The organism is Mesorhizobium sp. WSM4823, from assembly GCF_055811195.1.
This window is the reverse complement of sequence record NZ_JBVVQL010000012.1, coordinates 114483-139080: the sequence shown is the minus strand read 5'-3', so window position 1 is coordinate 139080 and position 24598 is coordinate 114483. Positions and strand designations below refer to the sequence as shown.

26 protein-coding genes are annotated in these 24598 nt (G+C 61.8%); 18 read left to right on the top strand and 8 right to left on the bottom strand.

The window, feature by feature from the left end; all coding sequences use genetic code 11:
* The first annotated feature begins 140 nt into the window (after positions 1–140).
* From AC0L26_RS24935 to AC0L26_RS24925, 3 genes are all read left to right on the top strand, one after another.
* A complete protein-coding gene (locus tag AC0L26_RS24935) occupies positions 141–1427 on the top strand; it encodes an SDR family oxidoreductase (RefSeq protein ID WP_473634976.1) in 1287 nt (428 codons plus the stop codon).
* The gene (locus tag AC0L26_RS24930; RefSeq protein ID WP_473634975.1) at positions 1427–1900 is read left to right on the top strand and encodes a DUF2269 family protein; all 474 of its coding nucleotides are present in this window, start codon (positions 1427–1429) and stop codon (positions 1898–1900) included. The genes AC0L26_RS24935 and AC0L26_RS24930 overlap by 1 nt, the downstream gene beginning before the upstream one ends.
* A gap of 74 nt (positions 1901–1974) precedes the next feature.
* Positions 1975–2910 (top strand): NAD(P)/FAD-dependent oxidoreductase, encoded by a 936-nt coding sequence (locus AC0L26_RS24925; protein ID WP_473634974.1) that lies wholly within the window; start codon positions 1975–1977, stop codon positions 2908–2910.
* A gap of 19 nt (positions 2911–2929) precedes the next feature.
* On the opposite strand, the gene AC0L26_RS24920 is transcribed toward AC0L26_RS24925, so the two are convergent.
* Complete coding sequence (locus tag AC0L26_RS24920; protein WP_473634973.1) at positions 2930–3247, bottom strand: hypothetical protein; 318 nt, start codon at positions 3245–3247, stop codon at positions 2930–2932.
* Positions 3248–3391: 144 nt separating this feature from the next.
* Here AC0L26_RS24920 and AC0L26_RS24915 point away from each other — a divergent pair, with 144 nt between their 5' ends.
* The 3 genes from AC0L26_RS24915 (at position 3392) to AC0L26_RS24905 (ending at position 5032) form a co-directional block, all read left to right on the top strand.
* Positions 3392–4213 (top strand): SIR2 family NAD-dependent protein deacylase, encoded by an 822-nt coding sequence (locus AC0L26_RS24915; RefSeq protein ID WP_473634972.1) that lies wholly within the window; start codon positions 3392–3394, stop codon positions 4211–4213.
* A 90-nt stretch (positions 4214–4303) separates the two neighbouring features.
* Complete coding sequence (locus tag AC0L26_RS24910; protein WP_473634971.1) at positions 4304–4552, top strand: hypothetical protein; 249 nt, start codon at positions 4304–4306, stop codon at positions 4550–4552.
* Between the two features lie 165 nt (positions 4553–4717).
* Entirely contained in the window at positions 4718–5032 is a 315-nt protein-coding gene (locus AC0L26_RS24905) for a hypothetical protein (RefSeq protein WP_473634970.1), read from the top strand.
* Positions 5033–5052: 20 nt separating this feature from the next.
* Here AC0L26_RS24905 and AC0L26_RS24900 read toward each other — a convergent pair whose 3' ends face one another.
* A complete protein-coding gene (locus tag AC0L26_RS24900) occupies positions 5053–6798 on the bottom strand; it encodes a thiamine pyrophosphate-dependent enzyme (RefSeq protein WP_473634969.1) in 1746 nt (581 codons plus the stop codon).
* Between the two features lie 522 nt (positions 6799–7320).
* Here AC0L26_RS24900 and AC0L26_RS24895 point away from each other — a divergent pair.
* From AC0L26_RS24895 to AC0L26_RS24880, 4 genes are all read left to right on the top strand, one after another.
* A complete protein-coding gene (locus AC0L26_RS24895; protein WP_352929245.1) occupies positions 7321–7482 on the top strand; it encodes a hypothetical protein in 162 nt (53 codons plus the stop codon).
* 190 nt (positions 7483–7672) lie between these two features.
* Positions 7673–7918 (top strand): hypothetical protein, encoded by a 246-nt coding sequence (locus AC0L26_RS24890; protein WP_473634968.1) that lies wholly within the window; start codon positions 7673–7675, stop codon positions 7916–7918.
* A 75-nt stretch (positions 7919–7993) separates the two neighbouring features.
* On the top strand, positions 7994–8209 hold the full coding sequence (locus AC0L26_RS24885) for a hypothetical protein (protein WP_352929241.1): 216 nt from the start codon (positions 7994–7996) through the stop codon (positions 8207–8209).
* A gap of 108 nt (positions 8210–8317) precedes the next feature.
* Positions 8318–8980 carry a hypothetical protein gene (locus AC0L26_RS24880; RefSeq protein ID WP_473634967.1) on the top strand — a complete coding sequence of 221 codons (663 nt, stop codon included), beginning with the start codon at positions 8318–8320 and terminating at the stop codon, positions 8978–8980.
* A 4-nt stretch (positions 8981–8984) separates the two neighbouring features.
* Here the strand turns inward: AC0L26_RS24880 and AC0L26_RS24875 are convergent, their stop codons facing one another.
* Positions 8985–10079 (bottom strand): branched-chain amino acid ABC transporter substrate-binding protein, encoded by a 1095-nt coding sequence (locus AC0L26_RS24875; protein ID WP_473634966.1) that lies wholly within the window; start codon positions 10077–10079, stop codon positions 8985–8987.
* Between the two features lie 222 nt (positions 10080–10301).
* Between AC0L26_RS24875 and ku (AC0L26_RS24870) the strand changes: the two genes are divergently transcribed.
* The gene (ku, locus tag AC0L26_RS24870) at positions 10302–11105 is read left to right on the top strand and encodes a non-homologous end joining protein Ku (protein ID WP_473634965.1); all 804 of its coding nucleotides are present in this window, start codon (positions 10302–10304) and stop codon (positions 11103–11105) included.
* Between the two features lie 36 nt (positions 11106–11141).
* Positions 11142–12155: an ATP-dependent DNA ligase gene (locus AC0L26_RS24865; RefSeq protein WP_473634964.1), complete on the top strand. Its 1014-nt coding sequence runs from the start codon at positions 11142–11144 to the stop codon at positions 12153–12155.
* Between the two features lie 33 nt (positions 12156–12188).
* Here AC0L26_RS24865 and ligD read toward each other — a convergent pair whose 3' ends face one another.
* From ligD to AC0L26_RS24850, 3 genes are all read right to left on the bottom strand, one after another.
* Complete coding sequence (gene ligD / locus AC0L26_RS24860) at positions 12189–14735, bottom strand: DNA ligase D (protein ID WP_473634963.1); 2547 nt, start codon at positions 14733–14735, stop codon at positions 12189–12191.
* A gap of 3 nt (positions 14736–14738) precedes the next feature.
* Entirely contained in the window at positions 14739–15608 is an 870-nt protein-coding gene (gene ku, locus AC0L26_RS24855) for a non-homologous end joining protein Ku (protein WP_473635036.1), read from the bottom strand.
* Between the two features lie 477 nt (positions 15609–16085).
* Positions 16086–16301 carry a KTSC domain-containing protein gene (locus tag AC0L26_RS24850; RefSeq protein ID WP_473634962.1) on the bottom strand — a complete coding sequence of 72 codons (216 nt, stop codon included), beginning with the start codon at positions 16299–16301 and terminating at the stop codon, positions 16086–16088.
* A 169-nt stretch (positions 16302–16470) separates the two neighbouring features.
* On the opposite strand from AC0L26_RS24850, the gene AC0L26_RS24845 reads away from it, so the two are divergent.
* The 3 genes from AC0L26_RS24845 (at position 16471) to AC0L26_RS24835 (ending at position 19045) form a co-directional block, all read left to right on the top strand.
* Positions 16471–17124: an alpha-ketoglutarate-dependent dioxygenase AlkB gene (locus tag AC0L26_RS24845; RefSeq protein WP_473634961.1), complete on the top strand. Its 654-nt coding sequence runs from the start codon at positions 16471–16473 to the stop codon at positions 17122–17124.
* A 4-nt stretch (positions 17125–17128) separates the two neighbouring features.
* A complete protein-coding gene (locus AC0L26_RS24840; RefSeq protein ID WP_473634960.1) occupies positions 17129–17566 on the top strand; it encodes a GFA family protein in 438 nt (145 codons plus the stop codon).
* Between the two features lie 201 nt (positions 17567–17767).
* On the top strand, positions 17768–19045 hold the full coding sequence (locus AC0L26_RS24835) for a DUF763 domain-containing protein (protein ID WP_473634959.1): 1278 nt from the start codon (positions 17768–17770) through the stop codon (positions 19043–19045).
* Positions 19046–19072: 27 nt separating this feature from the next.
* Here the strand turns inward: AC0L26_RS24835 and AC0L26_RS24830 are convergent, their stop codons facing one another.
* Entirely contained in the window at positions 19073–19516 is a 444-nt protein-coding gene (locus AC0L26_RS24830; RefSeq protein ID WP_473634958.1) for a PPC domain-containing DNA-binding protein, read from the bottom strand.
* A gap of 217 nt (positions 19517–19733) precedes the next feature.
* Between AC0L26_RS24830 and AC0L26_RS24825 the strand changes: the two genes are divergently transcribed.
* The 3 genes from AC0L26_RS24825 to AC0L26_RS24815 are packed head-to-tail and all read left to right on the top strand — an operon-like array spanning position 19734 to position 23672.
* Positions 19734–20366, top strand: a complete 633-nt coding sequence (locus tag AC0L26_RS24825; RefSeq protein ID WP_473634957.1) for a (2Fe-2S)-binding protein — start codon at positions 19734–19736, stop codon at positions 20364–20366.
* Position 20367: 1 nt separating this feature from the next.
* Positions 20368–21396 (top strand): FAD binding domain-containing protein, encoded by a 1029-nt coding sequence (locus AC0L26_RS24820; protein ID WP_473634956.1) that lies wholly within the window; start codon positions 20368–20370, stop codon positions 21394–21396.
* Positions 21393–23672, top strand: coding sequence for a xanthine dehydrogenase family protein molybdopterin-binding subunit (locus AC0L26_RS24815; RefSeq protein WP_473634955.1), 2280 nt, complete (start codon positions 21393–21395; stop codon positions 23670–23672). The genes AC0L26_RS24820 and AC0L26_RS24815 overlap by 4 nt, the downstream gene beginning before the upstream one ends.
* A 53-nt stretch (positions 23673–23725) precedes the next feature.
* Here the strand turns inward: AC0L26_RS24815 and AC0L26_RS24810 are convergent, their stop codons facing one another.
* On the bottom strand, positions 23726–24586 hold the full coding sequence (locus tag AC0L26_RS24810) for an NmrA family NAD(P)-binding protein (protein WP_352929202.1): 861 nt from the start codon (positions 24584–24586) through the stop codon (positions 23726–23728).
* Between the last annotated feature and the right edge of the window lie 12 nt (positions 24587–24598).

Sequence of the window (24598 nt, the reverse complement as noted above, 5' to 3'; positions counted from 1 at the left end):
CTGCTGCTGTCCTAAATCCCGCGGTCGATGGTTTTGTTCCGCGCTGCCCGGACAGTTCTCGCGCGAGAGAGCACGTCGAATATTCGCGGGCCGGAGAGTAAAGTGAACAATATGCCTCCAGCGGCCGAGATCGAAATCCCATGAGAGTCCTCGTCGTCGGCGCCACTGGCCTGATCGGCGCTTCGGTCTGCGCCCGCCTCGTTTCCGAAGGCCACGAGGTGGTCGGCATCGTCCGCAGCCCTCGGGACAATGGAGCTCGCGGCTACCAATCATTGGTGCTGGACATGGCGACCGCGCTACGCCCTGAAGATTGGCTGCCGCATCTCACCGGCATCGATGCCGTCGTGAATTGTGCCGGCGTTCTGCAGGATAGTCCCCGCGAAAACACCGGGCAGGTTCATCGCGATGCGGCGGCGGCTCTTTTTCTCGCCTGCGCGCGGGCCGGCGTTGCCAAGGTGATCCACTTCTCTGCAATGGGTGTGGATCGGGCACAGCCTTCGTCGTTCTCGACGACGAAATATGCCGGCGATCAGGCCCTGATGGCGCTTGATCTGGACTGGATTATCCTTCGACCGTCCGTGGTGCTCGGCCGGCCTGTGTTTGGCGCCAGCGCATTGTTTCGCGGTCTGGCCTCGCTGCCGGTCCTGCCGTCGATGCCCGATACCGGCCGGCTGCAGGTTGTGCAGCTCGAGGATGTGGTCTCGACGGTGCTCTTCTTTCTCGATCCCGGCAGTCGGTCCCGTATTGCGCTGGAACTTGCAGGTCCCGAACAGCTGACCCTGGACGAGATTGTCGGCACTTTCCGCGGCTGGCTCGGCTGGGCTCCAGCAACGAGACTTGTCCTGCCGGGATGGGTTGCGCGGCTTCTTTACCGCCTCGGCGATCTTGCCGCGATGCTCGGCTGGCGGCCTCCAATGCGCAGCAACGCCGCCAGGGAGATCACACGAGGGGCGGTCGGAGACCCCTCGGGCTGGATTTCCTTGACCGGCATACAGCCACAAAGCTTGGTGCAGTTCCTCGCGCTCAATCCCGCGACGGTGCAGGAAAAATGGTTTGCCGGGCTTTATTTCGCCAAACCTGCGATCTTCGTCGTCCTGCCCTTCTTCTGGATCATGACGGGGATTGTGTCGCTGACCACTGGCTTCGGCAACGGCATCGGCCTCATGCAAAGCACCGGGGCTGGTATGTTGTCAGCGCCGACCGTAGTCGCCGGCGCTCTCGCCGACATCGTTGTCGGCGCGCTCATAGCCTGGCGGCCAACGGCGCGAAAAGGCCTCTACGCTGGAATTGCGCTCTCGCTGTTTTATCTGATCCTGGGCACCTTCCTGCGCCCGGACCTTTGGAACGAACCGCTTGGGCCATTCTTGAAAGTCTTGCCGATCATCGTCCTGCACTTTGTTGCCTTGGCAATACTGGAGGAGCGCTGATGCTTTATTTCGTGCTGAAGTACCTGCATGTCATCGGTGCCAGTGTGCTGCTTGGCACCGGCGCCGGCATCGCCTTCTTCATGCTTCTCGCCCACAGGACCGGCAATGCGGCAACGATTGCGGCCGTGGCGCGCATCGTGGTAATCGCCGATTTCCTCTTCACGGCAACCGCGGTTGTGGCGCAGCCGATAACCGGCGTCGCGCTTGCCTGGCAGGTCGGTTACCCGCTCTCCGAAGGCTGGATCGTACTCTCGATCGCGCTCTACATCGTCACCGGCGTTTTCTGGCTGCCGGTGGTATGGATACAGATGGAGATGCGCAATCTGGCATCCGCAGCCGCTAAAGCGGGCACCCCGCTGCCGGCCCGGTATACCAGGCTTTTCTGGCTGTGGTTCGCCTTTGGCTTTCCCGCCTTTGCTGCCGTCCTCGGGATATTCTGGCTGATGATCGCGCGGCCGGCGATCGAGTGGTAGCGCTTGCCGCGACAGCCCGTGCGGCTTCGATTTTCGGCGCCGGAACATCTTTCCCACGAGTGCGTTCGGCGCGGATGGATCAAGCCGTACGCAAACGCCGACATTCAGCCTCATCCTGGACTGACGCGGATGTCCTCATCGTTGGTGGCGGGCCTGCCGGATTGGCGGCCGCGATCTATCTCGGCAGGTTCCGCCATCGGGTCGTCGTGGTGGACGCGAATGAGGCGCGCGCCATGCTGATTGCGGAAAGCCGCAACTGTCCGGGATTTCCGGAAGGGATCAGCGGCGCCGATCTTCTGCACCGGCTTCGTGCGCAGGCCGACAAATACGGAGCGACACTGGTGGAGGGTCAGGTGTCATCGATCGAGCCGACCGTAGGCGGGTTTGGCGCCGAGACAAACGCAGGGCGGATCGGCGCCCGCAAGATTTTCCTGGCGACGGGTATTGTCGACCTTGTACCTGCTATTCCGGACCTGCGCGAGGCCATTGCCAGAGGCAGCGTACGCCTATGCCCGGTTTGCGACGGCTACGAAGTCATTGATCATCGGGTCGCCGTCATCGGGGAGGAGGCGAAGGCACTGCGAGAGGCCATGTTCCTCAAGCAGTATACGCAGCACGTCACAATGCTGGCTCGCTATCTTCCGGATTTTTCGGCCAGCACGCGGCGCGTGGCGGCGGAAGAAAAAATTGCCATTTGCGATGCCTTCGAAAGGTTTGTTCCTGCCGGCAACGGCTACGATGCCCTCCTCGGGGATGGCGCGGTGCGCCATTTTGACGTCATCTATCCGGCGATGGGTTGCCGGGTGCGTTCCGAGCTCGCGCTGGCAATGGGCGTCAAACGCTGCGACGACGGCTACGTCGTCGTCGACAAGCACCAGCGGACCTCGGTCGAGGGGGTGTATGCCATCGGCGACCTCGTCAAGGCTTTGAACCAGATCGCAGTCGCTTTCGGCCAGGCTGCGATAGCCGCAACAGATGCTCACAACGACTTGGCCCTCGGGTACGAATAAGCTCCGGAAGCATGTCTTGCTAGCGCAGCATGGCTGCCATCACGAAGACCGCGGCCCCGACGAGAACGACCGCGGCAATCACCAACACCGGCCAGTTCTTGCGGGGCTCAAGATCAGGCTCGCCTTCCAGCGGCCGCATAGCATCGGCGAAACTCGCTTCGTTCGTGAACTCTGGCTGTCGCCGTGGACGAGCCTCAATGACAGCGTTTGGCGCATCTGCCGCTTCTGCATCGGTCTCTTCAGGTGCGGCCGCTGGGTCGAATCCCGGGTTTTTGTCCTGCGTCGCCTGAATATCGCCTCTCGCTTTGGCGGGCGTCTGATCTCGTTGTGCGGCCATCATCGTCTCCCTGGCAACCAAACTTCAATCTGCCTCAGCGGTTCCAGTCTGCGCCCGAATTGCTGAACGCCGATATGATCCGGCCACTCCGGAACAGACGCTGCCTTTCGCAGTTGTGTTGGATCATTACCCGGTGAGTTGGCTATGCCGTCTGCACTCGAGCAACTGGCTCAATCCGTGAAAAAGCGACGAGCGATCTTGTTCGTTGGAGCGGGGGTGTCGATGAGCGTCGGCCTGCCATCCTGGGAGAAGCTCATCGAGCATATGGAGGATGAACTCGGCCTCGACCGCGCTACGGCCGATATGCCTGAACCCAGCTATCAGGCGCTTGCCGAATACTACCGGCTAAAGCATGGCAGTATCGGCTCCTTGCGCAGCTGGATGGATCGCGAATGGAGCGTTTCGCGGAAAAAAGTGAAAGGATCGGCGATCCACGAGCTGATCGTGTCACTCGATTTCCCGATCATCTACACCACCAACTACGATCGAAATCTTGAGGTTGCGTTCGAACTCCACGACCGGCCGTTCGTAAAAGTGGCCAACGCCAAGGACATCGCCAAAGTGAACGGCGAGGCTACCCAGATCATCAAATACCACGGGGATTTCGACGACGATGCCTCGCTGGTTTTGGCCGAGTCCGACTATTTCGAGCGGCTGTCGTTCGATTCGCCGCTGGACGTGAAGTTTCGCGCCGACGCGCTGGGGCGCACCATCCTGTTCATCGGCTACAGCATGTCCGACATGAACATCCGGTTGTTGCTGTATCGGCTGTGGGAAACCTGGCGCCGGTCCGGCTACGAAAAGAACCGTCCGAGATCTTTCGTCTTCATGCCGCAACCGAGCGTCGTCCAGGAAGCCGTCCTCGGACGCTGGGGCATCGACATGCTGACCGAGGAGGCCGATCGGCCAGAAGACGCTCTGGTGACATTCCTAAGCAAGCTCAAGGATAAGATAGACCAGGGTTAGCACGTGACGCTCTGTTCGGCCCGGCCGGGAACATTGTCGATCGCTGCGGCGTTCATAGCTGGGAAGGGACGCTGTTTGCGGAGGCCTATAATGGGCCACTTCGATATGATCGATCTCGTTTCCGTCATCGATGCCTGCACGACCGGCCGCGCGGCAGGGCGATTGGTGTCGATGGCCAAAGCCGTGGAAGAGTTGCGGGTGCTGACCGGTGACTTCATCTCGCCGGACGAAACCGTGGCCAACGCCCTGTCGCCGGTGGCGCTGGAGCGCGGCTGCGCGGTCCTGTTCGACGAGCAGCCGGGCGCCGACATCCTGCACACGCCATGGCAAGAGGTCTGACTGGCGGACGCCGCCTGAGTGTTGCCGTGCCGGCGGGCGCGACATCCGTTTGACGGCACGGTGCCGCGCGTTGCATATGGCGTCCGTCCGGAGCGCCAGCGGCGGCTGGAACCCGAACCGTCCCAGGAGTGTTTAACCGCCGCAGAAGACAATTGGAGAGACGCCATGACTGAAAACGAGACCCGTTACGAACATGGTGCGACCAAGTACCCGGCCAAGAAAGATGCGGACGCGTCTGATCAATTCTCCCAAGAGGCGGCCGGCAACAAGAAGCCTGCCGGGGGGATGGGCCTGACAAGGTCAAGAAACGAGGTGGAGGACAAAACCCATCAGTCCGAGGGGAAAAATCCGCCCGGACAGTCCACCCCCAGTGCCGCGACCGAAAAGACGTCCGGCGCCGGTCCGTCGCTCGCCGAGCGTTCCAAGGATGCCAAGGCCCCGAAGAGCGGCCGCCAGCCAGGCGCCTACGTCAAGGAGTGACCCGGCTAGCGAACCTTCAGTCAACCCATCATCGTCTTCAGCGGCTCCCGAGCGAGGTTTGCTTCAATCTCTTTGCGGCCCGGCGTTTCCCGCAGCGCTGTGCGCATGTTCTTTCGATATTCCTCCGGCATGCGCGGCGGCAGCATGGGTTCATATGCGTCGACGACCGCCTCGATGATCACCGGGCCTTCCGCGGCAAAGGCGGCGTCGAGGACCCCCTCGACGTCCTCCGGCCGAGTGACGCTGTAGCCGATGCCGCCCATGGCCTCGGCGGCCAGGGCGAAGTCGATTGGCTGGAGTTCGCAGGCAAATTGCGGATTGCCGAGGAACATCATTTGCTCCCAGGCGATCTGGTTGAGCATGTTGTTCTTGATCACCAGAAGCTTGAGCGGAATCTTGTAATGCACGGCGGTGGAAAATTCGCCAAGCTGCATTGCCAGCCCGCCGTCGCCGACCACCGCGAAAACCGGCCGGCCTGGGAAGGCGATCCCGCCGGCAATCGCATAGGGCAGCCCGCAGGCCATCGACGCCAGCGAGCCGGAGACGGCGAAATCCTGTCCGGCCTTGATATCGATATGACGGGCGGCAAGTTCTGTATTCTGACCGGAATCGGTAGCGAGGATGGCGTTCGCAGGCATTCGATCGCCGAATGCCTTGACGATGCGTTGCGGCTTGAGCGGCACATCGTCCCTGCTTTCCGCCTCCGCCATCATCTTGCGCCAACGTTGCACGCTCTGCTGCGCGTTCTCGAGAAAGGATCTGTCCTGCTTTGGCTTCAGCCTTTCGTTGAGCAATTGCAAGGTGATGGCCGCATCGCCGACCAGACCGGCCTCGACGGGGTGGCGAAGGCCGATGCGCTGCGCATTGCGATCGATCTGCACGCCGCGCGCCTTGCCCGGCTTGGGATAGTATTCGATGTAGGGAAAGGTCGAGCCGACGATCAGCAGCGCCTCGCATTCCTCCATGATCTCCTGCGAAGCCAGCGTGCCCAATATTCCTATTCCGCCCATGACGTGCGGGTGATCGTCCGGCAGGACGGCTTTGCCGAGCAAGGCCTTGGCAACGGGTGCGGCGAGGAGTTCCGCCGTCCTCTCGAGCTCGGCCTTCGCATTAAGCGCGCCGCGCCCGGCGAGGATTGCCACTTTCGAGGCGGTGTTGAGGATGTCCGCTGCAAGAGCGAGCTGGGCGTCGTCGGGTCGCTTGTCCCCTTCGAACCACCGCTCAGGTGTATGTTTTGGAAGATTGCGCAGCGAGCGCTTTGCCGCCGTCTGTTCCTGCACGTCGCTGGCTATCGAAAGATGCGAAACGCCGCGTCCCGCGAGCGCCGAACGACAGGCCAGGCCGGCGACGTTTTCCATATGGGCTGCGTCGCTCACTTGCGTATTGAAGACGGTGACGTCGTTGAAGACGCGGGTGAGATCGACGTCCTGCTGCGTGAACGTCTCGATCAGGTCGTGAAACTGCATGCCGGTTATGGCAAGGACCGGCGCCTGGTCGAGCTTTGCGTCGTAGAGACCGGTGAGCAGGTGCGTGCCTCCTGGCCCTGAGGTGGCGAGGCAGACGCCGAGCTTGCCGGTCCATTTGGCATAGGCTGTCGCCATGAAAGCCGCGGATTCCTCGTGCCGCACCTGCACAAAGCGGATCTTGTCCTGCCTTGTGCGCAGCGCCTCCATGATGCCGTTTATGCCGTCCCCCGGCAGGCCGAAGATCACGCGTACGTCCCAGGCGATCAATGTGTCGACAAGGATCTCGGCAGTGTTGGGCATGGTTGCCTCCTGTGTGTCTGGGCGTGTCCCTGCAGATTTACGCGTGTCCCTGCAGATTTACGCGCCCGCTGCGGCGTCGGGCGCCAGCGGTGGAAATCAGCGATCGGTTGCCGAACGACTGAGATAGCCTGATGTTCCATCGGAACGGCGGCGTTGCGAACCGCGCACAGCGGAAGCCGATCGGGAAGTGACCCGGCGAGGGTCACGTCGCGCCGTCAACGGCTACTCGCAGTCCTGTGGGGATAGCGCCGAAACAAAAAACCCGCCTTGTCGGCGGGTCGTTGGCGCAAATCAGCACCATGAATAAATTCCTAGCATAACTGCCGTCACGTGTCAAGTTGAAACCACGGATCGCGAACTCGCAACGACATCCTTCCTGGTCATATGCTCCGGTTCGCGTTCGCTCCGCCCTGCGACGACAAAGGCGCCAGCGATTTGGCCAATCGTAAACATCGGCAATTGGCGGCAGAACCCAGGAACGGTTTCGGCGCCTTATCGGTTGTGAGGAAAAGGAGATAGTCCATGTTTGAGAACAGCATGTGGTTGCTCGTCGTTGCAGGCGGTCCCCTGATACTGGCAATCCTGATCGCCTACGCACTCGTCACGCGACGCCGCCGCGGTCCCGCAGAACGCAGGGAGAGTGAGCGGGCGACTGAGCGCTTGTATCGCGAAGAGAAAGACTGAGATGAGCGAAGGACGGCTTATTCGACCGCCATTTCGGAACGATCCCGCCGCCCTGCCATTATCGCCATAGGAACAGGCCCAGCTCGTGGAGAGCACAATGGCTTCGGCACGGCCTGCAATCACCGGGAATCCGACGATTGCCGCCAGCGATCTGGGCATGAATCGAATGCGAGGCACCTTGGAGGAAACAATGGCTGGACGCAGGACCCATGAACAGCAGATGCGCATCATTGAAAAGCGGGAGAACACGAAGGGCGCCGACAAGGATTTCGACGCAGAGGCGGACCTGAAGCGATCGGCAGCGGAACGTGAAGCGCTGCGCAAGGGATCGGAAATCAGGTCCGACACACCCGATCTTGTCGATCCTGACGACCGCAACATCCTTCGGGGAAGAAATCAGGAGAGCGTTCATCACAAGAACCGCCCCGACGACTGATCCTCGACGACTGGCCCCAAGGACTAACCCTGAGGAATAACCACCGCGTCGTCCCACACGAATTGGAGAAAGCCCATGGCAAAAGGTAGCAAGAAGCACATCGGAGCGGGTTCACAGGGGAAGGGTTCTGGTACAGGCGCCATGACCACGACCCCGAAGGATAAGATCGGGGAAAACCAAGTCCTGTCCAACCGCGACAAGGCGCAACATACCAAGGAACGCGGTCTGGATTCCAAGCAGGTCGCGACCGACCAACGCCAGGACCACGCCGCCAATCGTTTGCGGGACTGACAGCCACTCGCCGTATGGCGCGGTCGCCTGCTCTCCAGGGGAGGCTCATCCGGCATTGCCGATGCGGCTTTACCCGGCAACACCGCGACCGACGAAAACCTATTCGCGATGACAGAAACAAGTGACAGCGAGAGCGGGCAGCAACTCCTGCAGATGATGACGACAGAGCATTTCGTGCTGCAAACCGCCCGGGCAGCCACGATTCAGGAGGCGAACCAGCGCGCCAATCTGTTCCTGACCTCCGTATCGAGCGCGACGATTGCACTCGCCTTCGTCGCTCAGGTGACGAAGATGGGCCAGCCATTCGTGCTGTTCAGCCTGATCCTGCTGCCATGCCTCTACTTCGTCGGACTGGTCACCTTTGTCAGGGCCGTGCAGGTGGCAATTGAGGATATGGTCCACGCACGCGGCATGGCGCGGATCAGGCACTACTATACCGAGCTGGCGCCATCCATGGCGCGATATCTTGTCCATTCGACGCATGACAACCAGCTTGCCTTGCTTGCCGATGTCGGTCTCAAGCCTACCTCTTGGCAGTCGTTCACGAGCACCGCCGGCATGGTCAATGTCGTCAACGGTGCGATCGCCGGCGTCTTTGCCGGTGTGATGACCAATGCCGTCCTTGGGTCGACGATCAGCCTCGCCGTGGTTGTCGGAATGCTGGCCTTTGCGGTGAGCAATGGTTGCCTTTGGCAATATCACACGCGCAACTGGGCAGCCGCGGAGCACAAATTGCGAGTGTTGTTTCCGAGTGCGCCGCAGCCGTCGTGAGGGTCTATCCGATGCCTTGCATCTGCGGGATTTCGGCAATCTGTCGAAATCGGCCATTTTCCACCACGTTGAGCGCCGTGACGGCGGCCAGGTTGTCGCCTTTTTCGTCCCACTGCACCGGATCGCTATAAGCAATGCCCTGGAAACGGAGCTTCCGCATCGCAATCAGAACGTCGCGTCGGCTCGGATTTCTCTTGGATTCGGTGATCGCGTCCTTGATTGCGGCGATCAGCACGCGGGCTGAATCGTAGGAATTCACGGCATAGTTGCCGATCGGTCCAAACAGCGCCGCGTAGCGGGCGGCGAAATCGCTCGAACCCGCGACCTTGCCCACTTCGGGCGTAGCGGACAGCACAAGAACGCCTTCACCCAATGTCGCGGTTTCTCCTGCAGGCCCAAGGAAATTCACCGCGTCCCAACAGCCGTCACCGCTGGCAAAGAGCTGGTCGAGACCTGCACGGCGCATTGCTCGCAGGATGAACGCACCCTCGAAACTGCCGCCGTAGAACAGGAGGTCGAAATCGGCCCGCAGGGACGCGACTACGGGCTCAAAATCGCGGCTCCCTTCGCGAACCGTTCGCCGCTCCGCGATGCGTCCTCCGAGCGACAGGAATGCCCGCGAGAACGCGCTGCCCATGCTGTGGCCATACATGGTTTCGGTTTCGACCAGCACGGCGCGGCGCTTGCCCATGACGTCGTAGAGATGACGGGCAATGGCTGCTCCGGTCCGGTCGTCGCGGTTGGTGAAGCGAAACACATTCGGCAGAGCGCGCTCGGTGAGCGCCGTGTCGGAAGCGATAGGCGTGATCATCGCGAGGCCGTGGGCAGCATAGATCTCCGCCGCAGCGATGGTGACATTGCTGTTGTAGTGGCCGACGACGCCGAGCAGATCCGGCCGGTTGCAAAACTCGTCCGCAATTTGCCGTCCGGTCTCGACCTTGCCCTGATCGTCCGCGGCCTCAAGCAAGATGGGAAGCCCCGCACCGTCCGCGTTCTGTTCCTCGACCGCGAGTTCGATCGCCTGCTTCATCTCGGCGCCAAGCGCTGCCGCACTTCCCGACAAGGGAGCGCCGATTGCGATCCGGATCGCTTCCGACATCGAATGGTCCTCGCTGCCGCCGAGCTGTTTGTCTGCCCCGAACTGCGCTCGCGCCCATCGGTTCCTTCCCGAACCGGAAAAATGATGAATTCGACGGCATCAGGTTTCTTGAGGGTCGAAGACGAGCGATCTTGCTCGCGAGCCTTGGGCGCGACGAAACGCAGCTGGAACAATCGATACCCCTGGTGCGTTCGGCTGTTTTACATCTGCCGGGGTTCCCTGATGGCGCCACGTCCTTTCTGGAAAGGCTATCTGAAGCTTTCGCTGGTGACCTGTCCGGTCGCGATGACGCCCGCTACCACCGAGAGCGAAAAGGTCCGGTTTCATACGCTCAATCGCAAGAGCGGGCATCGGGTCGTCAGCCAATATGTCGATGCCGTCAGCAGCAAGCCCGTTGCTGAAGACGACGAGGTGAAGGGGTACCAGCGCGGCGAGGACGAATACGTGCTGCTCGAGGACGACGAGCTCGACGCGGTTGCGCTTGAGAGCACCCGCACCATCGACATCGACATGTTCGTCGATGCCGACTCCATCGGCTGGATCTGGTACGACAAGCCCCATTACCTCACCCCTGACGACCCGGTCGGGGAGGAGGCATTCTCCGTCATTCGCGACGCCATGCAGTCGACAGGGACGGTCGGAATATCGCGACTGGTCATGTATCGCCGCGAGCGCGCCGTCATGCTCGAACCCCGAGGCAAGGGCATTGTGTTGTGGACACTGCGCTATGGTGACGAGGTTCGCGATCCCGAGGATTATTTCGGCAAGATCGACGACGCCAAACCCGACCCGAAAATGATGGACATGGTCTCGACGCTGATTGATGAGCGAACCAGGCAGTGGGATCCCGCCATGACCGGAGATCCCGTCCAGGCGCGGCTGCTGGAGATCATTGCCTCGAAGAAGAAGGGCAAGAAACGGCCGGCCAAGGCGAAGGCCAAGCCCGAGCAACCGCCCAGCAACGTGATCAACATCATGGATGCGCTGCGCAAGAGCATCGGCTCGGAGGCCGGAAAGCCAAAATAGGCGCACGGAGTTGCTCGGGAGGACAAAGGCAGCACAATGAAGGTCATCCCTCGCGACGGCGGCTTCCCTCTGCCGCTCGATACGCCTCCAATGGAAGCCAAGGCCGCTGATGCGATTCCTGAAGGAGACGGATGGCAATACGAGCGCAAATGGGACGGTTTTCGCTGCCTGGCATTCCGGCAGGACGACGCTGTGGAGTTGCGCGCAAAGTCGGGCAAGCCGCTCGGACGGTATTTTCCCGAACTCGTCGCGACGTTGAAGGGACTGCCGTCGTCCCGTTTCATCGTCGACGGCGAAATCGTCATCTCGGTCGACGGCAAGTTTTCGTTCGACGCCCTCCAGATGCGGCTTCATCCGGCCGAGAGCAGGATCCGCAAGCTGTCCGCCGAAACCCCGGCGCACATCGTCCTGTTCGACATGCTCTGCGATGAGCACGGAACCATCTGGTTGGCGCGGACGCTGAAAAAACGGCGAGTGATCCTTGAGGCTTTCGTCGCTTCGGCAAACCGCAGGAACATTGTGCTTTCGCACTGTACGCGCGATGTGAAGGAAGCCCGCTCCTGGTTAGGGGGTGCCGGACATGGGGCGACAGACGGCGTGGTCGCCAAGCGGCTGGACGGTCCGTACCAACCGGGGGTGCGCGCCATGGTGAAGGTAAAGCGGTTGCGGTCGGCCGATTGCGTGGTCGGCGGCTTTCGCTATCTCAGCAACAGCCCGCAGGTCGGCTCTCTGTTGCTGGGTCTGTACAACCAGGCCGGCAAGCTCGATCACGTCGGCTTTACCTCGACTATTGCCAAGGACGACAGGGCCGAGCTTACCCGCAAGCTCGAAGCCATGCGCGAGCCCCCCGGCTTCACCGGAAAGGCGCCGGGCGGGCCGAGCCGCTGGAGCACCGAGCGCAGCGGCGAATGGGAACCGGTCCGTCCCGAATTGGTGGTGGAAGTGCGCTTCGATCACGTTACCGGCGACCGTTTCCGGCATGGCACCAAATTCCTGCGCTGGCGGCCCGACAAGGCGCCGGAACAATGCACGTTTGAGCAGATCGCCTGATTGCCCCGATGCATGCCCTTCGTAAGGCAGGCCTCAAGCCGCTTTCTTGCGCCGGCTTCCCGGTTCTTCGATCGGCGCTGCGGCCGCGCGGAAATCCTGCCAGGGATCCGACGATAGCGAGGCAAGCCGGACGGGTGTGTTCTCGACGGTAAAATAAGCCGGTCCGATGCCGGGGCCGAGCTCGTCCCAGGAAAGCGGCATCGACACCGCCGCACCCGGTCGGGCTCTTGTCGAATAGGGTGCGACTGCGGTCGCACCACGCTGGTTGCGCAGATAGTCGACGAGGATTTTTCCGCGTCGTTTCGATTTGGTGATGGTCGAGACGTAGCGGCTGGGATTGTCCGAGGCCATGGCGTCGGCAATCGCCTTGGTGAAGGCCTTAACTTCAGGCCATTCCGCTTTCGGTTTCAATGGCGCCACGACGTGCAGACCCTTGCCGCCGGAGGTCTTGATGAAGGGGACAAGCCCTGCATCCTTCAGCCGGTCGCGGGTCTCGACGGCGGCTTCGATCACCGCCTCCCAGGCAACGCCCTCGCCGGGATCGAGGTCCATGATGATCGTGTCCGGACGCTCCCAATCGCTCACCATCGAGCCCCAGGGGTGGATCTCCAGCGCCGCCGATTGGACAAGGCCGATCAGCCCATCGAGGTCATTGATGCTGATCAGCCGCTCGTCGGGTGGGTCCTTGGGATCGTGGACCAGAACGATATTTGGATTGAGACCCTTCCAGGCATGCTTCTGGAAGAACTTCTCGCCCGAAATGCCATTCGGGCATCGCAGCAGCGCCAGTGCCCGGCCGACCATGTAGGGCGATGCATGGCGCCAGACTTCGGCATAATAGTCGGCGAGCCCCTCCTTGGTCACGCCCTGGTCCGGCCAATAAAGGCGGTCGGGGTGGGTGAGCTTGACGGTCCGGCGCTGAGGTTTGGGTGCCGCCTTGTTCGTCTTCGGCGTTTCGCGGACGATCTCCTTCGCCAGCTTGTCTTCGCGCAACCCGCGGAACGAGGCGTGGCGCAGATTGCCGTCGGCGGTCCAGGCGCGGAACTCGATTTCGGCGACCAGTTCCGGCCTGACATAGCGGGCTTGCCGCGCCTCCTCAGCGGTCAGCCGCTCGTCGAACGGGCTCGACGGAATACGGATCCGCTCGAGCTTCTTGAAGAGGCTCTGCGCGACCGCTGCCGTGTAGCCGGTGCCGACGCGTCCGACATGATGAAGCTTGCCGTCGTCATAGACACCCAGGACAAGCGAACCGATCGCGTTGCGCGAAGTTGTCGAGGGGACATAGCCGGCGACGACGAATTCCTGCCGTGCCGAGCATTTCGACTTCACCCAGTTCTTGCTGCGGCCCGCGCGGTAAGGCGCATCGCGAAGCTTGGAGACGACACCTTCCAGGCTCAGCCGGCAGGCGTGTTGCAGGACCAGAACGCCGTTCTCCTCAAAATGTCCGCTGTAGCTGATGATACCGTTATCCCCGCCGATGATCTTTTCCAGCAGCTCCTTGCGCTTGATCAACGCCACGTCGCGCAGATCGTACCCGTCGAGATGAAGCAGGTCGAAGACGTAGAAGCGAAAGCGATCGCTGCGGCCCTCGCTGAGATCGGCTTGCAGCGCGGAAAAATCCGATGCGCCGGCGGAGGTCTCGACCACGAGTTCACCGTCGATCAGCGCCGTTCCGACAGGGATATCGGCCAGCGCCGAAATGACCGCTTTGCCGAATTTTTTCGTCCAATCGAGACCGCTCCGCGTCAACAGTTTGACGCGGCCGGCTTCGATCCTGGCCTGCAGCCGGTAGCCGTCGAATTTGATCTCGTGCAGCCAGCGTTCTCCGGACGGCGCTGACGGGACCAGAGTCGCCAGCGTCGGCTCGACGAAATCGGCAAGCGCTGCCTTCTTGGCACCCTTGATCTTTGATGGCTCCGGAACGTTGGCGGGGGCGGGCTGTTTTTCCGGTGGAGCGGCCCTCGTGCGGCCGCGGCGCTTGCCGATGCGTCCTGTCTTCGACGACCAGCCGGGCGCCTCGCCGGCGACATCCTCGATCTTACGGCCGGTGGCGACGGACTCCGGCCGCTCGTCCAGAATGTCAGGATCGCCTTCGGCGCGTGCAGCCTCATCGTCGCCCTTGATCAACAGCCAGTTCTCGCGCTTTTCCCTCGGCTTTCCGGCCATCCGCACAAGATGCCAGCGGCCGCCGAGCTTCTCGCCGTGAAGTTCGAAATCGAGATGGCCTTTCGCATAGCCGCGATGCGCGTCGCCGATCGGCGCCCAAGTGCCTCTGTCCCACAGAATGACGGTGCCGCCGCCATATTCGCCCTTCGGGATGGTACCTTCGAAACCGCCATATTCCAAGGGATGGTCCTCGACATGGACGGCAAGACGCTTCTCGCCGGGGATCAGGCTCGGCCCTTTGGTGACAGCCCAGCTCTTCAGGACGCCGTCCATTTCCAAACGAAAATCATAGTGGAGCCGCGTCGCATCATGCTTCTGGATGACGAAGCTGTTCCCCGTCCTCGCCGCCTTGCGGCCCTGCGGCTCCGGGGTGACCGAAAAATCGCGCTTCTTGCGGTAGGTCTCGAGCGCCATCGGTCAGCCGGCCTTCCGACGCGGCGCCGTCTGCTTCGCCTTCGCGTGTCGCGCCGGCTTTGACTTTGCCGCTGGTTTTCTTGTCGAGGGCTGTTTGCCGCCAACGCCGGCGCTTTGGCGCAGCGCATCCATAAGATCGACGACCTTTTCTCGCTTGGCCGGCTTCGGAACAGCGATCTTCTTGCCTTCGAGCTTCGCCTTCACAAGTTCGGCCAGGGCCGCCTCATATCGGTCGTCGAATTTGGTCGGATCGAATTTGCCCGTCTTGGTCTTGATGATGTGTTCGGCCAGTTCGAGCATCTCGCCCTTGATCTTCATGTCGGGCACGTTGTCGAAGGCCTCTTCCGCCGAGCGCACCTCGTAGTCGAAATTCAGCGTCGTTGCGACCAGCCCTTCATCATAGGCCCGGATGAGCAGGGTCCGGACGCGCCGGAACAGGACGGTCTGGGCGATTGCAGCGACTTTCTTCCTGCGCATGCCTTCGCGGATCAGCCCAAATGCTTCTTCCGCGTGTTTGTCCGGCGGGGCCAGGTAATACGGCTTGTCGAAATACACGTCGTCGACATCGGAACAGCCGATGAAGGCCGAGACCGACAGCGTCTTGTCGCTCTCGGGGACGGCGGCTGCGACCTCATCGGGTTCGAGCACGACGTAGTCGCCCGAGCTGATCTCATAGCCTTTGACCTGATCGTCCTTCTCGACGGGTTTGCCGCTATCGCTGTCGACGAACGCGCGATGCACCCTATGGCCGGTGGCGCGGTTTATCGTGTGGAAGGCGATCCGCTCTGAAGTCGAGGCAGCCGTATAGAGTGCCACCGGGCAGCTGAGTTCTCCAATTTTCAGGAAGCCCTTCCAGTTTGCTCTCGGCGCCAAGACAACAGCCTCACTGTCACAAGCGTTTGCACTGGAAATGCAACGTGGCGGCGCGCAGATTTGTTCCTTGGCTCCTTCACGGCGATGAGAAGGTCCTCGGCCAACCCAGATAATCATTCCGCTGCAACCAAATTCACGACCCGCCGTTGTCGAGCAGGAAGGAGCGGTTGGCATGACGAAATTGCGGTTGACGAGATTGTCGTTTTTGTCGGTTCTGCTGGCGGCTTTTGCTTTAGCGGGCTGCAGCAACGAGGCGGAACCGATACAGGGCAGCACCAGCAGCACTGAACCGACACAGAGCAACACAAATACCGTCGAGCAAAGTCCCGAGGTTGACAAGGATCCTACGCCCAAGTCGTCGACGGGCGGCGATCAACCAGGTACGCCGCCGGCACAATGAAGGAGCGGTCGACCGGCCGGTTTCTACGAGCAAGCCATCGCTTTTCGGATGCATTCTCGGCGACAAGGGCGCCGGTCTCACCCCGACTGGCTCTGCTCGACCAGATGGTGTCTGTACCGGTCTCGGATGAACGCGTTGAAGAACCGGCCTTTTGATGTGGCTTTGCGGAATGCGGCGTAGGTCTGTGGCGGCACGTCGTCGTAGTCGTAGCGGTATCCGCTTGGGACAAACCATACGGAGAGGGTTCTCGTCGCCGGATCGTAATTTATGCTTTGGATAGCAGTTGAAGGCATTTCCCGACACTCGACCCTAATGCTCGACGCGTTTGTACAAATAACCCGCCCTGGCAAGCCAGGTTCCATCTAGCCGGTTCCATCTAGCGCAAGATAAGAGGCGAGGGTCCGGCCGGCTCCGCGCCTCCAAGGCCTTGCCGTCGCCGGCCAGCTTCACCAATTAGGGTTGATGCCATCGCTCAAAACCAAGCAGCCGGAAGGCGCCGGCCAAGGCGACCTGTTTGGCGCGCCCGATTTTCGTGCGCCCGATTTTCATGCGCTAGATGGTCTGCCGGAGGGATTTCACTATCTGCCAGAGCTGATCACCGTCGAGGAAGAAGCTGAGCTGGTGCGGCAGCTCGAAAGTCTCGCCTTCCAGCCCTTTGATTTTCATGGCCATCTCGCAAACCGGCGCGTCGCCGGTTTTGGCCTGCGCTACGATTTTGACCAGCGCAAAGTCGTCGAGGCGCCGGCGATCCCAGCTTTTCTGATGCCGCTCAGGGAGAAGGTGGCGGCATTTGCGCGGCTGCCCGTCGATGCTTTCGTGCAGGTTTTGATCAACGAGTACCGACCCGGCGCCGGTATCGGCTGGCATCGCGACAAGCCGCATTTCGATGCCGTAGCCGGCGTTTCCCTGCTTGCCCCATGCAGCTTTCGGCTCCGCCGGAAGAACGGCACGAAATGGGACCGCGAGACCATCATCGTCGAGCCAAGGTCGGCTTACCTGATGACGGGTCCGGCGCGTACCGAATGGGAGCACAGCATACCTCCGGTTGCCGCGCACCGCTATTCGATCACCCTGCGCACCCTGCGGCCGAACGGCCGCCTCGATCAGAAGCGATAGTTCGATGACCAGAATCGAGACCGGCTCCTGTTTTTGCGGTTCGATAACGGCTGAGATGCATGGCGACCCGTTCTGGATTTGCTCCGATCACGACGACGATTGCCGCAAGGCCATAGGAAGCCCGCTGACGGTCTGGGTCGGATATCGACCGGCCCAATTCAGATTGCTGACCGGCACGCCGAAGACGTTCTCGAGAACCCGAGGCGTGCTCCGCACCTTCTGCGCCGATTGCGGGACATCCATTGCCTATCTCGACCACGGGCTTCCCGAAGAACTCTACCTGACGATCGGCTTCTTCGACCACCCCGAACGCTTTGCGCCGCAGGCTCACGCCTATTGGGACATGAAGCTGCCGTGGGTGGAATTTCGTGACGATCTGCCGCGTGTGGAGAGATATTCGAGGCGGCGCGATCCGGCGGTCGGAAATCCAGCCGACCGGTAACCGGCAAACGCCGCCGATGGAACCCGAATGGGCCTAATCTCGTCAGCGAATCTACCTGATAACCGCTACACTGATTGCCAAGCGGGCCTGGCACCAATCAGGCAGCATCGGCAGCTCGAAACGGACATTATCGCTTCTTCACCCCGCTTTCGATACCTATCTGTTGAGCGCAAGGCATAGATCGGCAACAGGCGGCAAGATTTGGCACAACGATCGGGAAGCGCAGACCTCCCACTTCACGGTGGACGCGTGCCGAAATGGCTCGGCGACCGCATGACGCGCCTTGGCGCGGTCATGTGCGAGGCGATCATTCACCACTACGGTCGCGAGGAGCTACTGCGCCGGTTGGCGCATCCGTTCTGGTTCCAGTCGTTTGGCGCCGTCATGGGAATGGATTGGCATTCCTCCGGCATCACCACCAGCGTCATCGGTGCCCTGAAACGCGGTTTGGCTCCGCTCTCCGGCGAACTCGGCATCCACGTGTGCGGCGGCCGCGGGGCGCATTCACGCAAGACCCCGCACGAGCTTGCCGTCATCGGCGAGCGCGTCGGCTTCGACGGAACAGGCCTGGCGACGGCCAGCCGTCTCGTCGCCAAAGTTGACAGCGCCGCCGTTCAGGACGGCTTCGATCTCTATCTACATGGCTTCATCGTGACCGATGACGGCGACTGGGTCGTGGTGCAGCAGGGCATGAACGGCGACAGCAAAGTGGCGCGCCGCTATCACTGGCTGTCGGAAGGCCTGAAGAGCTTTGTCGACCAGCCGCATGCCGCCATCGAGGGCGCCAACCAGGGCGAGATCGTCAACCTGACCGACCGCCGCGCCGACGCGTCGCGCAAGGGACAACTGGAGCTGCTGCAAGACCTCGGACCGGATCGCATCCTGAGGGAATTCGCCGCGCTGGAACCCGGCCCGGCTCCGGAGCAGGCGCCGCAACAGCAGCCGATGCTGCCGCACCTGATCATGCCGGCGCACCACGACGTTCGCGAAAGCGATGTCGTCATGCGCCGTCTTCATGGGAACATGGCGGCGGCTGCCGAACGTGGCGCGGCCGATTTTTCCGAACTTCTTCTGGTCCCCGGCGTCGGTGCGCGCACGGTGCGGGCGCTGGCGCTGGTGGCCGAGGTTTTGCATGGCGCGCCGTGCCGTTTTTCCGATCCCGGTCGTTTCTCGCTGGCGCATGGCGGCAAGGACAGGCATCCATTTCCTGTGCCGCTGAAGGTCTATGACGAGACGATCGGCGTGCTGAAATCCGCCGTCCATAGGGCCAGGCTCGGCCGCGACGAAGAAATCGGTGCCTTGAAGCGGCTGGACGACCAATCACGCCAGGTCGAACGCTACGTCACCGGCCCCAGCCTGAAGGAAATCGTTGCCGGGGAGTTCGATCAGTCGCATCTGCTCGGCGGTCGCAGCGTATTCGGCTGGGAAGCCGCACCCGAGACCGCGCCCGAGAAATCAAAAAACAAAGGACGGACCTGAGTTTCAGCGCTGGTCCGCATTTGGATCTCAAGAGTCCAGGTCGATCAAGGCGATGCCGAGTTCCGGACGCTTCCTGCGGCGCATATGCCCAGGCGCTTCCACCAATGTGACTTCGAGTGTCGGCCGAACGATGCCGTCGAGCAGATGTCCGCCCCGCGTGGTGCCATCGCGCAAGCCGAGCACCGCGTGGACGTGAAGGCTGGGCTTGCCGTCGTCGCCGATCGCGACATCGCCGATCGCGCTGAGCACCTCGCACTGTTCCTGGACTGGGATTTTCCGATAGGTTTTTTGGTTGAAGTCGAACCAACCGACGGTCGCCCTTTCGAAGGCGCCGAGCGCGGTCAGCGAGGCGCCGCCAATGTCCTGATCGACCGCGAAAGAGGTAAGCGCCGCGAATGCTTCTTCGCCGGGATCAAGCACCACCACGAACGTCCTTTGTCCGGCGCTTTCGGCGACAAGCTGCGATTTCATGATTTCACTCCAGACGCCATATCGGCTTTTGGTTGTCGTCTTTTCGTCGATCGAGTGTGAACGAAAAGACGGCTGGAGAGTTCCGAATGCCAATTCGAGGCGGGCGATGGGATTGCGCGACTGGAGGAGAAACGATCACAGGCGCGTGAGAGACAGGGAACCTTGCCTCCAGCGGATGGTTTGGCCCGCTTGAGACGCAGCCAGCCTGGAGCCAGCCATGTCCGATGCCAAATCCCCCAGCAAACCCACACTGCCCGTCCTCAGCCGACGCGGCTTCATGACCGGATCCGTTTCGGCGGCCGCAGCTGCGCCGTTGCTGGCGAAGTCGGTGAAAGCGGCCGAACAATCAACCGCAAGTTCGACCGGGCCGCGCGATCTGTCGACGATTTCGATGCGCATCAACAGGCAAGCCTACAATCTCGCCCTCGACAATCGCACGAGCCTGCTTGACGCGCTGCGCGATCATGTCGGCCTGACGGGCACAAAGAAGGGTTGTGACCACGGCCAGTGCGGGGCTTGCACGGTGCTTGTCGACGGCAAGCGTGTGCTTTCCTGCATGAGTTTCGCCGTCATGAACCAGGACCGGGAAGTCACCACCGTGGAAGGGATCGCTTCCATGGACGGGACCCTGCACCCGATGCAGCAGGCTTTCATCGACAACGATGCTTTCCAGTGCGGCTACTGCACGCCAGGCCAGATCATGTCAGCCATCGGCTGCGTCAACGAGGGCCACGCCGGTTCGGAAGACGACATCCGCGAATATATGAGCGGCAATCTGTGCCGGTGCGCCGCCTATCCGAACATTGTCGCGGCCATCGTCCAGGCGCGAGACGAGACCAGGAGGGCTTGAGATGCGCCCCTTCGCTTACGAAAGACCGACCAATGTTTCCGCGGCCGTCGCCGCCGCCTCGCATTCTACCGATGCGCGCGTTCCCCCGACGCAGGCCAACGCGCAATTCATCGCCGGCGGCACCAATATGGCCGATTACATGAAGCTTGGCGTTGCGCAGCCCGAGCGTCTGCTCGACCTCAACGGTCTGGCCGAACCGGCCTTGCGGCAGATCAGGATCAGCGACGACACCATCCGTTTCGGCGCGCTGGTTCGCATGGGCGAAGCGGCAGACAGGGCCGAGATCAAGCGCCGTTGCCCGCTGCTTGCCGAAAGCCTGAAATTGGCGGCCAGCGGCCAGATCCGCAACATGGCCAGCCTGGCCGGCAATGTGCTGCAGCGGACGCGGTGCGAGTATTTTCGCGAGACATCCTGGCCGTGCAACAAGCGCGAGCCGGGGTCCGGTTGCGCTGCCTTGGAAGGCTTGAACCGGCAGCATGCGGTCCTCGGCACCAGCGACGCCTGTATCGCTACCTATCACGGCGATTTCGCCCAGGCCTTGATCGCGCTCGATGCCGTTGTCGAAGCCGAGGGGAGGGAGGGCTTGCGCAGGATACCCTTCGCCAAGCTGCACCACCTGCCCGGCGATACGCCCAACATAGAGACGGATCTGGCGGCCGACGAAGTCATCGTAGCCATCAATGTGCCTTTCCGCGATTGGAGCCGCCGCTCCCGCTTCCTGAAGATACGCGACCGCGAATCCTATGCGTTTGCGCTGGCCTCGGCGGCCGTCGCTCTCGATATGGACGGCGACACGGTCAGGCAGGCCCGCATAGCGCTTGGCGGCGTGGCGACCATACCCTGGCGTGCAAGAGCGGCTGAAGAGGCATTGCAAGACAAGGTGCTCGATCGCAATGCCGCTGAGGCTGCTGCCGAAGCCGCATTCGTCGAGGCGAAGCCAAGGGAACACAACGCATTCAAGATCCCGCTCGGCAAAAGCACCCTGGTGCGAGCCTTGCTCGAAACACGCGACATGAAGGTCTCATCATGAACCAAGCTGCCCCCGCGCCGAAAGAGAATATGGGGAATCCCGTTCCCCGGATCGATGCCCGCCTGAAGGTTACCGGCCAGGCCGGCTATCCAGCCGACCTTGCGACCGCGAATGTCGCCTACGGCGTGCTTGCCACTAGCACCATCGCCAAGGGCAGCATTTCCGGTCTCCGGCTTAAGGAAGCTCGAGCGGTGCCCGGTGTCCTCGATATCGTCAGCGTCGGTGACATGGACCAGGTCGACAAGCCGGAATTCGGCAATACCGGCGCAAGCTCGATCGCTCCGCTGCACGACAAGACCATCTTCCATGACGGCCAGATCATCGCTCTGGTGGTTGCCGAGACATTCGAAGCGGCGGCGGAGGCGGCTATGCTGATCCGCGCCGACTATGCGCAAGAAACACCCAGCGCCAGCTTCGATTCCCGGGGAACCACGATCGAGCCTGCCGCCGGCAAAAGTCCGATGTACAAGGACGACCTTAAAGCCGGCGATTTCGACGCAGCCTATGCGGCGGCTGCGGTGAAGGTCGATCAGAAATACTCGACGCCGACCCAGCACCACAATCCGATCGAGCTGTTTTCCACGACGGCGTGGTGGCAGGGCGATCAGCTCACCGTGCACGAGCCAAGCCAGAACGTCACCGGCTGGAAGACCGAACTGGCACGGCAATTGAAGATCGACCCGGCCAATGTACGGATCGTCAGTCCCTATATCGGCGGTGCTTTCGGCTCCAAGGGGCCGATGACCGCCCGCACGGCGATCGTGGCGGTCGCGGCCCGCCGGGTCGGCCGGCCGGTGCGCTGCGTGGTCAGCCGCATGCAGGCTTACGACACACAAACCTACCGGGCGGAGACCCGTCACCGCATCCGTATCGGCGCGAACAGGGATGGCCGCATCACCGCCTTCGGTCACGAAGGCTGGGAAGTGACCTCGCGACCGGATCCCTATGTCGTCGGCGGCACCTCGGCAACCAGCCGCATGTATAATTACGGCTCGGTGCTGACGCATGTGTCGCTGGTGCATGCCGACCGCAACACACCCGGCTACATGCGTTCGCCGCCCGAGACGCCCTACGTCTATGCGCTCGAGAACGCCATGGACGAAATGGCAGTGGAACTCGGCATGGATCCGGTCGAATTCCGCCGCATCAACGAGCCGGAAAAGGAGCCGATCGGCGGTAAGCCATTTTCCAGCAGGTCGCTGATCAAATGTTATGACCAGGCCGCAGAGGCCTTCGGCTGGTCAAAGCGCGAAGCGGCGGTCGGTTCGATGCGAGACGGCGACTGGCTTGTCGGCATGGGCTGTGCGACCGCCATCTATCCTACCGCCGCAGCGCCCTGCGCAGCCCGTGTCCGCCTGACCGACGACGGCCATGTTCGTGTCCAGTCCGGCTCGCACGAGATCGGCACCGGCGTGCGCACCGTGGCGGGGCAGATGGCGGCCGAACGGCTTGGCGTCGATATCGACAAGGTGAGCGTCGAGATGGGCGACAGCACCTTGCCGCCGGCGCCAGTCTCGGGCGGCTCGATTTCGACTGCAAGTGTCTGCTCGGCGGTTCTGAAAGCCTGCGACGCGATTCGCGAAAAACTCTTCGCCGCTGCTGTCGGGGAGGGCGGACCGCTGGCGGGGTCCGGCAACGCAAAGCTGGAAATGGAAAAGGAGGCCGTCGTCACCGATGGCGGCAAGTCGGCCAGACTGTCCGACGTCTTCAACGCGATGCAGATCGGCGCGCTCGAGGAATATGCCGAGTTTGCACCGAAAGGCTCGTCGCCTGAGGCGCTGAAGAAACTTTACGCGGGGCAGCCGGAATTCCACGGCGGCGATCAGGACGAGGATTCGGTGAAATACGCCTATGGTGCAGAATTCGTTGAAGTGCGCATCAACAGCTACACCAGGGAAATCCGGGTTCCCCGCATCGTCGGCGCCTTTGCCGCCGGCCGCATCATGAACACGCGCACCGCGCGTAGCCAGTTGATGGGCGGCATGATCTGGGGCATTGGCCAGGCCCTGCACGAGGCGACCGAAATCGACCGGCGCCACGCCCGCTACGTCAACCGCGACCTGCAGGACTATCTGGTGCCGGTCAACGCCGACATAAAGCAGCTTGAGGTGATCCTCGTCCCGGAAGTCGATCACGCGGTCAACCCGGCCGGCGTCAAGGGCTTGGGCGAACTCGGCAATGTCGGAACAGCAGCCGCAGTCGCAAGCGCGGTGTATCACGCCACCGGCAGGCGTATCCGCGATCTGCCGATCAGAATAGAGGATTTAATAGTGTAGTTTGTTCCGGTAACGGATTGAGAATACAGAGGTATTCGCCGTTTTTTGCGGCGCTAATTTCGTCGGGCCACCAGATCGGAAATGTAGCGTTGCAGGGAAACCGTGCCACGCTCGGGATTTGTGGGCAATTCTAGCTCGTCCAGAGTAACGGCGGTCATGCGCGCATACGATTCGGCAGCGGCTTTGGAAAAGCCCATGCCCTCAAAAGTTTCTTGCCATTTTTCGCGCGGAGCCGTCACCACCTGAATGTCTTTTTGCAATTCGTCGCTCAAACAAGCTGCGACATCGGACGCAGTGTAGCGCGCCGGGCCTTCGACATAGTGCATACCTGTCTGTTCGATTGGCTCTTTCAGCAGGCGGGCGGCGGTGCGCCCGAGGTCGTCCGGTGCCACCATCGGCAATCTGAAGTCCGCCGGGAAAAATGTGTTCACCACACCATCCTGCTCCGCAGTTCCAAGAGCAAAATCCCAGTTGCTCATATAATATGCCGCCCGGATGATGCTGGCAGGGATCGGCTGGGCATGCAGTTTCTGCTCCAACTCGTGGAGGACGTTCAGGTCGCCGCATCGGTCGCCGGGCCGGGCGCCGTAGGTTGATTGGGCGACGATCTTTCGCAATCCAGATCCTTCAAGCGCCGCAGTGATGGCGGCGACGGTCTTACGCTCTTCAACGTCCGTGTCGGTCGATGGGTCGGCCGGCGGATTGAGCAGAAACAGCCGCTCGCCTTGACGAAAAACCTGGCGAAGGACCTCGCTGTCGTGGGCATCCGCCACCGCGATTTCGGCGCCACGCCGGGTCCAGTCGGCGCCTTTGGCTTGGTCGCGAGTTACGATGGTGACCGCTTCGCCCTGCTGTAGAAGCGACATAGCTGCAGCAGAACCAACATGGCCGGTGCCTCCGAGAATGATATGCATGGATCATCCCTT